This is a genomic window from uncultured Acidovorax sp. (assembly GCF_964021665.1).
GTDB lineage: Bacteria > Pseudomonadota > Gammaproteobacteria > Burkholderiales > Burkholderiaceae_C > Acidovorax > Acidovorax temperans.
Genome location: NZ_CAXIAK010000008.1, coordinates 23,997 through 37,971, shown reverse-complemented (window position 1 = coordinate 37,971; position 13,975 = coordinate 23,997). Strand labels below are relative to the sequence as shown.

Below are 13,975 nucleotides of genomic sequence, written 5' to 3'. Positions count from 1 at the left end.
TCAGTGGCTCCGGATGGGTTGTGCAGATACTTCTGAAAAACCCTTCAAACTGCCCGAGGACAAGGTGCCCAGCGGCCCGTTGATGGTGCCCGCGTTTTCCAGCAGTTGCAAGGCCAAGCATTGAACGTCGTGGGGGTTATTGGCTGAAACGGTGGTGGTGCGCACGCGCCCGCCCAGGTGGCGCTCTGCGCAGTCCTGCAAGGTTTGCAAGGCTCCCAGCACTTTGCGCCGTTCGGCCGGCGTATCGGTTTGCAGCACGGAAGCCACTGTGCAGGGCAACCCCGTGTGCGTGGCGATGTGCTTGAGGCTTTTGTAGCAAGAGAGCACCCCGGCCGATCCACCCTCCATCACCGCCAGCGGAATGGTGCTGGTATGGGTGAGCAACGGTGCCAGCAGGCCCGCAGGCGCGTGCAGCACCAGCATGCCGTAGGCGCGGAAATAGGGCTGCAGGCTCTGCAAAGGCGGTGTGCCCTCGCTGTAGGCCTGGCGTTGCAGCTGGAGCATGCCCCGGGCTGCGGGCAGCACCGCCACCGAGGTGACCGATGCGCTGGCATTCAGCCCATCGTTCCAGGGGGCTTGCAGCAGATGGCTGAGGCCGGGGGATTCATCGGTCTCCAGCGCTGTGCCGTCCAGCACCGCCACCGGGTATCCCAGGCGCTGCAGGTTGGCGCAGATCTGCCAGAGCATTTCCAGGCCGCTGGAGGCACGCTCCTGGCTGGCCACCGCCAGCACACGCAACTGCGCCTGGGGCGTAAAGCTGTTCAGGCCTGCGGCTTGGTGAAAACCGGTATCAAGCATCAACCAGTCCTTTCTCGCTCAGGGCCTCAGGCGCGTTCGAGAAGTAGTAGTTCAGCTCTACCGACTTGGGGTCGAAAGCGGATTTGACGGGTGCACGCATGGATGCGCTGATGAGCTTGTGCGCTTCGGCAGCTTCCCAGTCTTCGGGCACGCGCTGGCCGTTGGTCACACCGCGCAGCACCATCTGGTGGCGGATGAGGGCATCGATAGAGGGACCGAGCTTCACGGCTTCGTCCACCTTCGACAAGATGGCCTGCTGCGAGCCCGCGGTCTTGAACGAGGTCAGCACATCGTCCAGCGTGTCGCCGTGGCAGCCTGCATTGAGCACCAGCAGGCGGTTCACATGGGGCAGGTCCAGCACGTCCAGCATGCTGCGCTTGCGGGGGTCGCGCGGTGCCACGCCGGTGGTGTCGATCAACACCATCTTCTTGCCGCTGAGCAGACCCAGCAGGTCTTGCAGTGCGGCACGGTCATGGGCCAGGTGGGCCACGATGCCCAGCATGCGGCCATAGGTGCGCAGTTGTTCATGGGCACCCACGCGGTAGGTGTCCAGCGTGATCAGGCCCACGCTGCCAGGGCCATGCACGCGGGCGCACAGTGCAGCCAGCTTGGCCGTGGTGGTGGTCTTGCCCACACCGGTAGAGCCCACCAGGGCAAAGATGCCGCCTTGCTCGTACAGCGGTACGTCGTGTTCGTCGGTCTTGAGGTTGCGCTCCAGCACTTCCATCAGCCAGCGCACGGAGTCACCGGCGGACAGGTCTTCGGGCAGACGCTCCAGCACGGCGCGCGCCAGGGCGGGCGAGTAACCTGCGCGAATCATCTTCAGCATCAGGTTGGACTGGATGGGGTTTTGCTTGGCCTGCCCCAGCCATGCCATGGTGTTGAAGCGGTCTTCAATCATCTCCTTCATGGCGTGCAGCTCGTTCATCAGGCTTTGCTGCTGGGCCATGGAGATGGCGGCCGCTGCGGCGGGCTCGGCCTTGCGCCGTGGCGCGGGCTCGGGCAGGTCCATGGGGATGGAGCGCAGGGGGTTGTGGCGCACCACGGCCGGGGCAGCAGGGCGCTCGCGGGGGAAGTCACGGTCCTGGTCGCGGCTGCGCTCGGCAAAGGTGGGCGGCGTGGAGGGGCCGTTCATGGCTTCATGGCGGCGGCGCAGCATGCGCTCGCGCACGTAGTCCTGGAACGACAGCGTGCTCATTGCCAGCTGTTCGGTGTCTTCTTCCACCGGGTTGTGGCGGCTGGCGGGGGCCGCCATCTGTGTAGCACGGGGCGCTGCACGGTGGTTGTTCTTGCCGCCGAGCCGGTCGTCATCATGGGGGCGCGAATCCTGGAAGTCGCGGCCACCTTGTGGTGTGGGGCTGCCCGAGCCTTGGGCCGCGCTGTCCAGCGCAGACAGGGTGTCTTCAGCGGTTGCCACCACTTCCACACCGTTGGCGGTGGGCCGGTTGGACAGGATGAGGGTGCCCTCGCCAAAGGCCATGCGCGCCTTGGCCAATGCCTCGCGGGAGGTGGGGGCGGTAAAGCGTTTGATGTTCATGCTGATGCACCTCTGAGAATGGGCCCAATCCGGATGGTGTGGGTCTCGGGAATTTCACTGTGCGCAAGCACCTGCAGGCGGGGGGCGACACGGCGCACCAGGCGGGAGATGGCATTGCGAATTTGGTCTGGCACCAGCAGGCAGGCGGGCAAACCCATTTCTTCCTGCTTCAGGGCCACTTCGGCGGCCTTCTGGGTCAGGATGTCGGCCACACCGGGGTCCAGCGCGGGACCGGCGGCATTGCCCAAGGCCTGTACCAAGAGGCGTTCCAGCCCAGGCTCGATGGCGATGACGTTGAGTTCGCGGGTGGGGCCGTAGATCTGCTGGACGATGGCGGGCGACAGTGCAATGCGCACGCGCCGTGCCAGCTCCACAGGGTCGGACACCGTGCCAGCGTGCTCGGCCAGGGTTTCGATGATGGTGCGGATGTCGCGGATGTGCACAGACTCTTCCAGCAGCAGCTGGAGAACTTTCTGGAACGTTGCGATCGACACCATTTTCGGAACCACTTCTTCGATGAGCTTGGGGGCCAGCTTGCCTACGTGTTCCACCAGTTGCTGGGTTTCGGTGCGACTGAGGAGCTTGGCTGCCTGGACTTGCATCAAGTGTGACAAATGCGTCGCCATCACGGTTTCTGAATCAACGACGGTAAAACCCGCCATTTGTGCCGCTTCCTTTTGGCGATCGTCAATCCAGTGTGCTGGCAGGCCGAATGCAGGGTCGGTGGTGGGGGTGCCGATGAGGGGCGTGGTGATGCCGCCGGGGTTGATGGCCAGGAACATGCCGGGGAAGGCCTCGCCCTCGCCCACCACCACGCCGCGCAGAGTAATGCGGTAGGCGCTGGGCTTGAGTTCCAGGTTGTCGCGCACATGCACGGCAGGGGGCAGGAAGCCCACTTCCTGGGCAAACTTGCGGCGCACGCCCTTGATGCGGGTGAGCAGGTCGCCCTGGCGGTTCTTGTCCACCAGCGAGATCAAACGGTAGCCCAGTTCCAGGCCCAGCAGGTCGATGGGCTGCAGGTCGTCCCAGGTGGCTTCGCCATCAGTTGTGGGTGGTGCGGGTGGGGCCTCGGGTTCGGCGGGGGCTTGCTGGCGCTGGTACAGCGTCCACGCGCCATAGCCAAACGCGGTGCCAATCACCAGAAACACGATGTGGGGCATGCCGGGAATCAGCCCCAGCATGATCAGAATGCCGGCCGTCACGCCCAGCACGCGGGGCGACATGAACAGCTGCTGCACGATCTGGCGGCCCATGTCGTGCTCTTTGCCGACGCGCGACACCACCATGGCTGCGGCCACGGAAATCAGCAGGCCAGGAATCTGGGCAACCAGCGCATCACCGATGGCCAGCAGGATATAGCTGTCGGCGGCTTCCTTGGCCGTGAGGCCATGTTGCAGCACGCCAATGGTGAAGCCGCCCACGATGTTGATCAGCAAAATCAGGATACCGGCCACGGCATCGCCGCGCACGAACTTCGAGGCACCGTCCATGGAGCCGAAGAAGTTGGCTTCTTCTCCCACCTCAGCACGGCGGCGTTTGGCTTCTTTCTCGTCAATCAAGCCAGCGTTCAAGTCAGCGTCCACAGCCATCTGTTTGCCTGGCATCGCATCCAGGGTGAAGCGCGCTGACACTTCGGCAATACGCTCGGCACCCTTGGTCACCACGATGAAGTTGATGACCACCAGGATGGCAAACACGATCAGACCCACGGCAAAGTTGCCACCGATCAGAAAGTGGCCAAAGGCCTCAATCACTGCGCCTGCTGCGCCAGGGCCGGTGTGACCTTCCAGCAGCACCACGCGGGTGGAAGCCACGTTGAGCGACAGGCGCATCAGCGTGGTCAGCAGCAGCACCGATGGGAAGGCTGCGAAGTCCAGCGGCCGGATCATGTAGGCCGCGACCATCATCACCATCAGGGCAACGGCGATGTTGAGGGTGAAGAAAGTGTCCAGCAGCCATGCGGGGATGGGCAGCACCATCAACGCCAGAATGGCCACGACCAGCAGGGGGGCGGACATGCCTTGCAGAACCGAGGTGTTCTTGCCCGCCCACAATTTCAGGTAGTTGACGGAGGTGTTCATGCAGATTCACCTTTGGCCTGGGCCGAAAGCTTGTTGTGTGGATCGAGTTCTGGCGGTACGTACGGTTCGACCAGCTCGCCGGGCATGCGGCCCTGGCCGCGCATGGCTGCCTTGAGCCGGTAAACATAGGCCAGCACCTGGGCTACCGCGGTGTACAGGGTGGCCGGAATGGGTTGGTCCAGCCCGGCGTGCGCATACAAGGCGCGCGCCAGCATGGGCGACTGCAGCACCGGAATGTCGTGGCCCTTGGCCAAATCGCGAATGCGCATGGCCACCAGGTCGGTGCCGCGCGAAATCACCTGGGGGGCTGACATGGTGGCTTCGTCGTACTTGAGTGCCACGGCGTAGTGGGTGGGGTTCATCACCACAAAATCAGCCTTGGGCACAGCGCCCACGCTGGCACGGTCGGCCAGTTCGCGTTGCTTTTGGCGGATGCGGCCTTTGGTGTCGGGGTCGCCTTCGGCTTCCTTGTGTTCTTTCTTGACTTCTTCGTGGGACATCTTGAGGCCCGATTTGAAGAAGAAGGCCTGCAGCGGAATGTCGATCAGTGCGGCCAGAAAGACCACCAGCAGCAGCATGCTGACCCCGGTGGTGAGCCATTCGGCCATGGCGCGAATGGCGCTGGTGGAAGGTTGCAATACCAGCATCGCAATGCTCTCGATGCTGTTGCCCATGTACTTCCAGGCCACAAAAGCCAGGATGGACGTCATGAGCACCATCTTGGCCACGTTGGCCAGTTGCTGCTTCGCAAACAGGTTGGTGAAGCCCGTGATGGGGTTCAGGCGGTTGAATTGCGGCGTGATGGGCTTGGTACTGAAGATCCAGCCACCCGCACCAATGGCGCTGATGACGGCTGCCATGCTGGTCAGCACGGCAAACACCACGCTGGCGACCAGCCCCACCATGACCACGGCTTGCATGCGTTCGAGCATGCTGCCGGGCGTCATGACCGTGCGCGAGTCAAACACGAGTTGTTGGCTCAGGGCCTTTTGCAAGTGGTCCATGAGCGTAGGTGCCAGGACCAGAATGCTGGCAGCTCCTGCACCCAGGATGGCCAGGTGTGACAAGTCCTGCGAGCGCGCACCTTGGCCATCTTCGCGCGCTTTTTGTAGCTTGCGCTCCGTGGCGGGTAATTCTTTGTCTTGGCTGGAGTCCATGATGGCATGACGGCTGGGTCATGCCATTGTCGTAAGCAGCTCGGAAATCTAAAGGCGGAAAAGGGGCCGCTGGGGCCCCTTATTCAAGCATCGCAGAATGCTGCCGGGATCAGAATCCCAAACTCGCGAGAAGATCGTCCACCTGGGATTGATCGGTCACGATGTCCGGGGTGTTCTCGGGATCCACCACCGGCCCTTGCAGCTTGGCTGGCTCTGGCGTGGGTACGACGACCTGGGCATTTGCTGGAGCCGTCTGGATGAGCAGCTGCACCAGTTGATCTTCGATGGTTGCCGCCAGATTCACCACCCTGGCAATCACCTGGCCTGTCAGGTCATGGAAGTCCTGCGCCATCATGATTTCGGTCAGGTGAACGTCGGCTTCTTTCGTGACGCGTTCCACGTCTGTCAAAAAATTGAAGATTTCACCCTTGGCAACCGCGGCGACCGGGTCTTTGACCAATGAATCCACCACACGCCGGGTTTCCGAGGCGATGAAGTCGTGCTGGGCCTTGGCCAGTTCCACGCGGCTGAGCACTTTTTCGGCGGCTTCGCCGGTCAACCGCGCTATGTAGGAAAGGCGGCTCTGGGCATCGGGCAACTCACCCATGGAGCCCCGCAGTTTTTCCGCAAAGCCCAGTTCGTTCAGCGAATCGTGGAGCTGCCGGGTCAGCTGTCCGATCTTGTGATGGATGTCTGTTGCCGGCTCCGGTGGGGTGATTTCTGGCGTGTCCATGGCTTCACAGTCCCATTTTCTTGAGGATCAGCAGAACTTTTTCTTCCAGAGTGGCTTTGGTGAATGGCTTGACGATGTAGCCCGCAGCGCCCCCTTGGGCGGCGGCAACGATGTCTTCCTTGCGCGCCTCGGCGGTAACCATGAGTACCGGCAGGTGCTTGAGCTTGTCGTCTTTTTTGATTTCAGATAGCAGCTGAAAGCCGTTCATGTTCGGCATGTTGATGTCGGTGACGACAAAATCAAACTTGCTGTTACGCAGCTTGTTGAGCGCCGCGACACCATCTTCCGCCTCATCGGCATCTGCAAACCCGCTTTCCTTGAGCAGGTTGCGAACGATGCGGCGCATGGTGGAGAAGTCGTCAACGATAAGAAAGCGAAGGGCTGTGGTCACGTGGGACCCTTTCGGTCGAAATGTCTGATATTGTCAAGTGTGGCAGGTTTTGTGACAAGGCGTAACGTCTACCTGCCCTCCTCGGGATTTTCCTGCTTTTCCATCGACAGTTCAGTCGATGTTACGGTGGGAATCCCTTTTCCCATGAGTCTTTCTTCAGCCTCACGGGTTAATACCGTGATGGTAATGCGGCGGTTGGCGGCAGACCGGGGGTTGTCTGGTTCTAGCAGATCGCTGGCTGCGAGCCCCACGACCCGTCCCAGTTTGGCATCTGGCATGCCAGCCGCCACCAGTTCCCGGCGGGTGGCATTGGCCCGGTCGGAAGACAATTCCCAGTTGCTGTAGCCACGGTCGCTGTTGCTGTAGGGCACGGCATCGGTGTGGCCGGCAAGGCTCACGCGGTTTTCCACACCGTTGAGCGCCGCGCCAATTTCCCGAAGAATGTCGCGCATGTAAGGCTTCACCATCGCGCTGCCGCTGTCGAACATCGGGCGGTTTTGGTCGTCCACGATCTGAATTTGCAGGCCATCCGGCGTCACATCGATGCGAATTTGCGACTTGTATTCGTTCAGGCGCGGGTTTTCCGTGATCAGCGCGTCGATTTTGGCTTGTAGTGTCTTGATGCGCTGGGCATCTTGCTTGGCGCGCTCGGCTCTGGCGGTGTCAATGCTCTGGCGGCGCGCTTTCTCCGCGTCTGAATCAGAGCGTCGCACCTGCCCGTGCACTTTCGAAAGGTCGTTGCCCCCACCCGGGATGACGCTGGAGCTGTTGCCCGAACCATCTCCGCCAGTCATGGCCACTTTGAGCGGAGAGCTGAAATAGTCTGAAATGCCTTGCAGCTCACCCTTGGCGGTAGAGCCCAGCAGCCACATCAGCAGAAAGAAGGCCATCATGGCCGTCACAAAGTCGGCGTAGGCGATCTTCCACGCGCCGCCGTGGGCGGCATGGCCGCCCTTCTTGACGCGCTTGATGATGATGGGTTGAAGTTTCTTTTCTGCCACAGCGCAATCCGTTTACTTCTTGCCCTTCACGTGGCCTTCCAGCTCTGAGAACGTGGGGCGGTCTGTGGAGAACAGCACCTTGCGGCCAAACTCAATCGCTGTGGCCGGGTTGTAGCCCTGCATGCTGGCAAGCAACGTGGATTTGATGCACTGGAATTCCTTGGCGGCATCTTCGGTCTTTTGCTGCAGCAGGCCGCCCAGCGGCTCAACGAAGCCGTAGGCCAGCAAGATCCCCAGAAACGTGCCCACCAGCGCCGAGGCGATCATGCCGCCCAGTACCGAGGGGGGCTGCCCCACCGAGCCCATGGTGTTCACCACCCCCAGCACCGCAGCCACGATACCAAACGCAGGCAGAGCGCCGGCCAGGCGGGCAATGGCCGCCACCGGGGCATGGGCTTCTGCATGGTGGGTGTCGATTTCGGCGTCCATGAGCGCCTCGATCTCGTGCGAGTTCAGGTTGCCAGACACCATCATGCGCAGGTAGTCGGTAGTGAACTCGATCAGGTGGTGGTCATTGCCCACCACGGGGTACTTCTTGAAGATTTCGGATTCGTGGGGCGCTTCCACGTCTTTTTCAATCGCCATCAGGCCTTCTTTGCGGGCTTTTTGAAGGATCTCGTACAGCATCGCCAGCAGTTCCATGTAGCGTGCCTTGGTGTACTTGCTGCCCTTGAGCGCCTGCGGAATCGCCTTGAGCGTGGCCTTGAGCACCTTGGGCTGGTTGTTGACCACAAACGCGCCCAGGGCACTGCCCCCGATGGTGATCATCTCAAAGGGAAGGGCTTTCAGGATGACCTGGATATTCCCGCCGTGAACGATGTACACGCCGAAGATACAGACCATGCTGACGACGTAGCCGATGATGACGAACATAGGACGGAAGTGCGAGAGTGTGAAGCGGCGCTCTGAATGTAACTTAATGAATAACTGCTTAGTCGTGATGCGGGGGGGTCAACGTTTAATTCCTATGGATGTGGCTTTCCAAGCATTTGGATTTGCCGTGAGATTTTTTAGGGCGCTATTTTGGATGGGTCTATGGGGAGAAAAAATATTTCGCTCCCAGATGCTTGATGCCGTCTTCGGTAAGCGTACTTTTACTGGCAACGGCCCATAAATCAAAATGGTCTGGGCGGCCCAAGGTTCCGACACTGACGAATCCGGAGTTCAGCAACGTGCCACGGAGAACATCTTCGGTAAATCCGCAGCGGTGTGCCATATACAAGTTGCCTTGGGCCATGGGCAGGCGCCAGCCATACAAGATGTCTATGGGCGAAATGGGAATGCCCTGTCCCGTGTGGTAAGCAGGTTCCACTAACTTCCCCTGCGCCACAAGGCTGCAAACGGATTGCAGGTCCGGGCACGTAATGACAGCAAAACCATCAGGTTTCAACACACGCAAAAATTCGCTCAGTGCCAGCGGCACCTCATGAGCATATAGATGCTCAATGTTGTGGCTGGAAAAAATCGCATCTACGGATGAGTCAGGAACCCGGGACATGTCTGTCATGGTGCCCACGATATCCGGTTGCACGCTTTCGTCGATATCCAGACGCAGTTCAGTCCACTCATCCGTATTGAACCCACGAGTGGTATTGTTTTTTCGCTGTGCGCCGCAGCCTACATGTAGAAAAGTTTTCATGAATTTTCTCAGTCAAAAATGGCGTGAAACCACGCGTCCACATGGTGCTCGACAAGATAGTGTTGCTGCTGCCAATCATGTAGCGCTTGGCCTTGTGCGCGACGAAAGCCAGGGTCTTTAATCAGGCGGCGCAAGGCAGCGAGCCATGCGCCCTCGTCGTCAGGGACCCGCAGTACGGGTGGGTCCATGGTTTGATAGGGATATACGTCCGAGCACACCACCGGCCAGCCCATTGCTCCGTACTCCAGCAACCGAAGGTTGCTTTTGCACGCGTTGAACAGGTTGTTTTCTAGCGGCGCGATAGCGATGTCGAGGTCCAGGCTGGCCAGTTTGGCTGGATAGTCCTTGTAAGAGACGAAGCCGTGAAACTCTTTGATGTAAGGGCGTAGCTCGTCTGGGCACATGCCCATGAAAACCCAGTCCACCTCATCCGCCAGTGTTTGCACCACGCGCTCCACCAGACGAAGATCGCCCAGGTGCTGAGCGGCGCCAGCCCACCCAACGCGCAGCCGTTCGCGGGGCTGTGGTGTGCGCTGGAGGTGGCCCCAGTATTGCGGATCGAGCGCATTGGGCACGAGACGGATATCCCGGCAATACGGGGCATAGTAGTCGGCCAAGGGCTGGGTAGAAACGATCAGTCGGTCGCTCAACTCCAGCGCCTGCAATGTGCGGGTATGCCCCTCTCGCTGGCCGAAGACATGGTTGGGGTGCGATGCGGGCAAATCCGAAGTGAGATCGTCCATCAGTTGAATGATGAAAGCTTGAGGGTGCGTTTCTCGGATGGCGCGCAGATTGGCAATGTCCTGGTCTGAAATGGAGTGCTGTACCAGGATGCGGTCTGGTTTGAACCGCGCTACGTCCAGAGGGGTCAGGACCCGGCGGTCGGGTTTTCCCGACTTTGGGGGCGCCACCACGCAGGTCTCGGCCATGCTGCGCATTTGCAGTGCGTCTAGCGGTTCGATCACGCGGTACTGCCCCGACCCGCTGGAAATTGGCTGGGCCAGCACCCTGGGCCTGGTTCGGTAGTCCTGGCTCCAGCGGTTCGCCAGGTGCATGTCCAAGGTATAAGGTTTGCTACCTGAAAGATGCTTGCTGTAGATCGGATGCTGGCCTACGAAGGACAGCCATCGATTACGTAGTTGGTGCGCCTCTGCCATGGCTGCCTGCGAGAGAGCCAGTGCCTGCGCGGGGTCTCGGCGCACTGCATTCACAGTCATGCCGCCAGCGTGCAAAGCATTGGCCTGGGGCGCCCAGACCAGCCGCCACCCCGACTGCTGCAGACGGTAGCCCAAGTCGGTAACTGACTGAAAGATCGGCGTGCCAACTTCGTCCGGGGCACCTGCCGCTAACACGGCACTGCGGCGCGCCATCCAGCACGAGGCGTGCACGCCGACGACGTCCTGTGCCATTTGCAGTCGGTTGTGGAGTCCGCGCTCCGTCAGGCCCTGGCGTTCCCCCACGTAGTTTTGCAGCAGTGCACCCTCGCCTGCCACATGCGGGCCAGCCATCACCAGGGGGAAGCGATCCTTTTGCAGTACGAGCCGGGGGGCCGCGAGGGCCACCGACTCCTGCGTGAAAAACCGACGCAGCGCAGGCAGAGCCTGTGCGTCCAGCCATTCAATGTCGTCGTCGCACACAACCACCAGCTCGGTGTGGGCTGCGCGCAGCCCCAGGTTGATGCTGCGGGCGTGGTTGTATGCGCCGCCTCCTGTAGGCAGTAGGCGCAAAGGCAACGTGTTGGCATGGGGCCAGCTCTGCACGAATTGCTGCATCGACGGCAGATCATCGTCTTGCACCAGCAGCAGCGCTTCTTCGAAAACGCCAGTCGGGTAATAGCGGATACAAGACTGCAACAGTGCCCGCAGATAGCCCTGCTGCTTGCCTGTCGGAATGATCAACGACAGCGCCGTTCCAGGGTCGGGATATTGAACCGTCCAGCATCCGAGCATGCTGCTGGCGATCAGCTCCGTGCCGGGGTACAGCTGTTGCAACTCCTCCTGGGCGACGCAGAACTCCTGCGCCTCCTGTTGGGTCGTCAGCTGGGGAGCGGAATGGGACAGCACCTGATCCACGTAATGCACACTAGCAGCTCCGTTGATGGCACTGCTGCGCAGTGCTAGACGGTAGGCCGATGCGAAGCGGGCTGGATCTGGCAACTTCATCCAGTCAGCACAGCGCACCGCCACGACGCCGCCGAGGTAGTTGGTTCCACGCAGCCATTCTAGGTTGGTGCCGCCCGTGAAGTGCGGCAAGTGCTTGTCCGCTGACAGGGCCACGTCGTGCGCCGCGTAAACCATGCGAGCACCGTTATGGTGGTGGGCACAGGCCAATAGTTCTATCAGCGTGTACGGCTCCAGCCGGGTGCCGGCATCCAGCAGGATGACCCATTCATCACCATCGTAGTTTGGCATCGTTGAAGGCCTGGCTTCGCCCGGCCCCATCCACTGCACGTCACTTCCCAACTCCTCTGGAGTAAAGGGTGCTGCCATATCGGCATGGATAACGATACGTCGAGGGGGCAGCCAGCTCTTGCCCAGTTCGTCCATGGTGTCGGCCAAGGTGCTCTGATCGCGGCCATGACTGAAGAGGTGCACTGTGGGTGGCCGCACTTTGCCGGAGTTAACGAGTTCGGCGCAAATGTCGCTGTAAATCTCGGTAGGAGCGGCCTTGACTTTCCAAGCCTCATATGACTTGCAGAGCTGGTCAGTGGCTTGTGCATCAGCACGGGCGGCGCGGCCCTCAGGCGTCGAGGGCAGCAGATCTTCCAGCGTGTGTAGCTGGTGCGCGCTCCACACCAGCTGCGGGGGCAGTACAGCGGCTGCCGCCTGCGTGGTTTCAATCAGGCGGTGCAGCAAAGTGGGCGCGTCCTGCATGAGTGCACACAGCGTCTCCCGCAATGCCTGCGGGCTGTAGTCCCGCGAATCCAGGGGCGTCTGCGGCGTATTCAGGCTCGTACCCCAGGTCTCCAGCGGGTGCTGGGGCAGATTCTGGAGTTGGTGGTCGTTGGCGACATACACCACCTGGCATCCCAAGATGCGAGCCTCCGTGACTATGCTGCCCGCCGCATAGGCAAATAGCACCTCTGCTTCGGCCAGCAACCGCCAGCGCTCCTTAGCGCCCATCCGCTGTTGGGCGAAGGGCGACACGTCTGTCAGGGCCTCGTGTTCAGGCCGCAGTTTGAATTGCGGGCCGGGCAGATGCCCAGAATACACGAGTGAACCTGTGCGCTGCACTGTATCCGGCTCACGATCAAGCAGCGCTGTGTCAAACCAGGGCAGGCTGGCCTTGAGGGTGTAGCGCTCAGTGGTGGTGGCAAGGGCCCCGGGCATGCTGAAGTGCAGCCGCGCACACGCGTCCGCAGAGCCGTCGTTTTGCAGTGCGGGTTCGAAGCGCACTTGCAGGCCTGGCAGCATGGGGTCGCCGCCTGCCTGCAGCTGGATGGAAATCGGCGTCAGCCCCGCCATGTGGTGCGCAGCCATTGTCTGGGGCGTGAGGATGGGCGTCCACCACATGCCGTACACCGTGGGAGCAGAAGCCAGGTAAGCGGGGTAGCCCGCCCGGTTGAGCTGGTGGCACAGCATATGAAGCTGCGCCGTGAAGGTCGAGCCCTCATCCAGCCCCTGTGGGGCGTGGATGTAATAAGGCGAGGGATGGGCGGACGAAGACTGTGGCATGTGGCGTTTGTGGAGTGTTTGTGGCCGCCCGGGCATCAGCCCTGCAGCAGCTTCAGCACACTCTGGGGCTGCTGGTTGGCCTGGGCAATCATCGCGGTGCCGGCCTGCTGCAGGATCTGTGTGCGGCTCAGGTTGGCGGTTTCTGCGGCGAAGTCCGCGTCCATGATGCGGCCACGGGCGGCGGACTGGTTCTCGCTGGCCGTGCGCAGGTAGCTGATGGTGTTTTCAAACCGGCTTTGCAGGGCGCCTAAGGAGGCACGGCGGTCATTCACCGCGGAAATTGCATTGTCCAGGGCGCCGATGATGGCGGTGTTGTCGGCTGCAACTGCGGTATCCAGGCTAGACGCTGGAGCTGCTGTCCCGCCGGCGCCCATGACGTTGGTGAAATCAGTGATACCGCTCAAGCTGATATCGCCGGATGCAATGGTGATCTGGTTCTCTGCACCAGCATTGGCTCCGACCTGGAATACATAATTAGCATTCGTGTTCAGGATCTTCTCACCGTTGAACTGGGTGGCATCAAGCATGCGGCCGAGTTCCTTGCCCAATTGGTCATATTCGTTCTTCAGCTTGGCGATATCGCCCGAGCCATTGGTGGCATTGGAGGCCTGCACTGCAAGTTCGCGCATGCGTTGCAGCATATCGTTCATGCCCGACAGGCCGCCCTCGGCCACCTGCGCCAGGGAGATGGCGTCGCCGGCGTTGCGCACGGCCACGTTCATGCCGCGCACCTGGGTGTTCATGCGGTCGGCAATGGCCAGGCCGGCAGCGTCGTCCTTGGCGCTGTTGATGCGCAGGCCCGATGACAGGCGCTGCATGGTGGTGCTCAGGCTCGCACTGTTGGCGGCGGTGTTGCGCTGGGCGTTGAGAGAAGCAACGTTGGTGTTGATGGTCATGGACATGGAGGGGCTCCTTCAATTTCGAAGAAATAGCTTTCCACTCGGATACATGCGATCAGTCGGCT

11 protein-coding genes are annotated in these 13,975 nt (G+C 61.1%); all 11 read right to left on the bottom strand.

Annotated elements, in window-relative coordinates; translation table 11 throughout:
* The 11 genes from AADJ04_RS03145 to AADJ04_RS03095 all read right to left on the bottom strand — a co-directional run bounded on the left by AADJ04_RS03145 (position 1) and on the right by AADJ04_RS03095 (position 13,913).
* Positions 1-798: a hypothetical protein gene (locus tag AADJ04_RS03145; protein WP_066787429.1), complete on the bottom strand. Its 798-nt coding sequence runs from the start codon at positions 796-798 to the stop codon at positions 1-3.
* Complete coding sequence (gene flhF / locus AADJ04_RS03140; RefSeq protein ID WP_341238715.1) at positions 791-2,335, bottom strand: flagellar biosynthesis protein FlhF; 1,545 nt, start codon at positions 2,333-2,335, stop codon at positions 791-793. Before flhF ends, AADJ04_RS03145 begins: the two co-directional genes overlap by 8 nt.
* A complete protein-coding gene (gene flhA, locus AADJ04_RS03135) occupies positions 2,332-4,416 on the bottom strand; it encodes a flagellar biosynthesis protein FlhA (protein WP_066692941.1) in 2,085 nt (694 codons plus the stop codon). Before flhA ends, flhF begins: the two co-directional genes overlap by 4 nt.
* A complete protein-coding gene (locus AADJ04_RS03130; protein WP_066692944.1) occupies positions 4,413-5,573 on the bottom strand; it encodes an EscU/YscU/HrcU family type III secretion system export apparatus switch protein in 1,161 nt (386 codons plus the stop codon). Before AADJ04_RS03130 ends, flhA begins: the two co-directional genes overlap by 4 nt.
* 109 nt (positions 5,574-5,682) lie before the next feature.
* Positions 5,683-6,306 (bottom strand): protein phosphatase CheZ, encoded by a 624-nt coding sequence (locus AADJ04_RS03125; protein WP_341238714.1) that lies wholly within the window; start codon positions 6,304-6,306, stop codon positions 5,683-5,685.
* 4 nt (positions 6,307-6,310) lie between these two features.
* A complete protein-coding gene (gene cheY / locus AADJ04_RS03120) occupies positions 6,311-6,697 on the bottom strand; it encodes a chemotaxis response regulator CheY (protein WP_341238713.1) in 387 nt (128 codons plus the stop codon).
* Between the two features lie 68 nt (positions 6,698-6,765).
* Positions 6,766-7,698, bottom strand: a complete 933-nt coding sequence (gene motB, locus AADJ04_RS03115; RefSeq protein ID WP_341238712.1) for a flagellar motor protein MotB — start codon at positions 7,696-7,698, stop codon at positions 6,766-6,768.
* Positions 7,699-7,710: 12 nt separating this feature from the next.
* On the bottom strand, positions 7,711-8,571 hold the full coding sequence (gene motA / locus AADJ04_RS03110) for a flagellar motor stator protein MotA (protein ID WP_341238711.1): 861 nt from the start codon (positions 8,569-8,571) through the stop codon (positions 7,711-7,713).
* A 160-nt stretch (positions 8,572-8,731) separates the two neighbouring features.
* Positions 8,732-9,337, bottom strand: a complete 606-nt coding sequence (locus AADJ04_RS03105) for a methyltransferase domain-containing protein (protein WP_273624519.1) — start codon at positions 9,335-9,337, stop codon at positions 8,732-8,734.
* Positions 9,338-9,345: 8 nt separating this feature from the next.
* Positions 9,346-13,011: a glycosyltransferase gene (locus AADJ04_RS03100; protein WP_341238710.1), complete on the bottom strand. Its 3,666-nt coding sequence runs from the start codon at positions 13,009-13,011 to the stop codon at positions 9,346-9,348.
* A gap of 35 nt (positions 13,012-13,046) precedes the next feature.
* Entirely contained in the window at positions 13,047-13,913 is an 867-nt protein-coding gene (locus tag AADJ04_RS03095) for a flagellin (protein ID WP_341238709.1), read from the bottom strand.
* Positions 13,914-13,975: the final 62 nt, after the last annotated feature.

Bases quoted from the DNA above. Each gene is read 5' to 3' on its own strand.
- flhF (WP_341238715.1), bottom strand. From the start codon at position 2,335: ATGAACATCAAACGCTTTACCGCCCCCACCTCCCGCGAGGCATTGGCC.
- AADJ04_RS03125 (WP_341238714.1), bottom strand. From the start codon at position 6,306: ATGGACACGCCAGAAATCACCCCACCGGAGCCGGCAACAGACATCCAT.
- flhA (WP_066692941.1), bottom strand. From the start codon at position 4,416: ATGAACACCTCCGTCAACTACCTGAAATTGTGGGCGGGCAAGAACACC.
- AADJ04_RS03105 (WP_273624519.1), bottom strand. From the start codon at position 9,337: ATGAAAACTTTTCTACATGTAGGCTGCGGCGCACAGCGAAAAAACAAT.
- AADJ04_RS03145 (WP_066787429.1), bottom strand. From the start codon at position 798: ATGCTTGATACCGGTTTTCACCAAGCCGCAGGCCTGAACAGCTTTACG.
- motA (WP_341238711.1), bottom strand. From the start codon at position 8,571: ATGTTCGTCATCATCGGCTACGTCGTCAGCATGGTCTGTATCTTCGGC.
- AADJ04_RS03095 (WP_341238709.1), bottom strand. From the start codon at position 13,913: ATGTCCATGACCATCAACACCAACGTTGCTTCTCTCAACGCCCAGCGC.
- AADJ04_RS03130 (WP_066692944.1), bottom strand. From the start codon at position 5,573: ATGGACTCCAGCCAAGACAAAGAATTACCCGCCACGGAGCGCAAGCTA.
- AADJ04_RS03100 (WP_341238710.1), bottom strand. From the start codon at position 13,011: ATGCCACAGTCTTCGTCCGCCCATCCCTCGCCTTATTACATCCACGCC.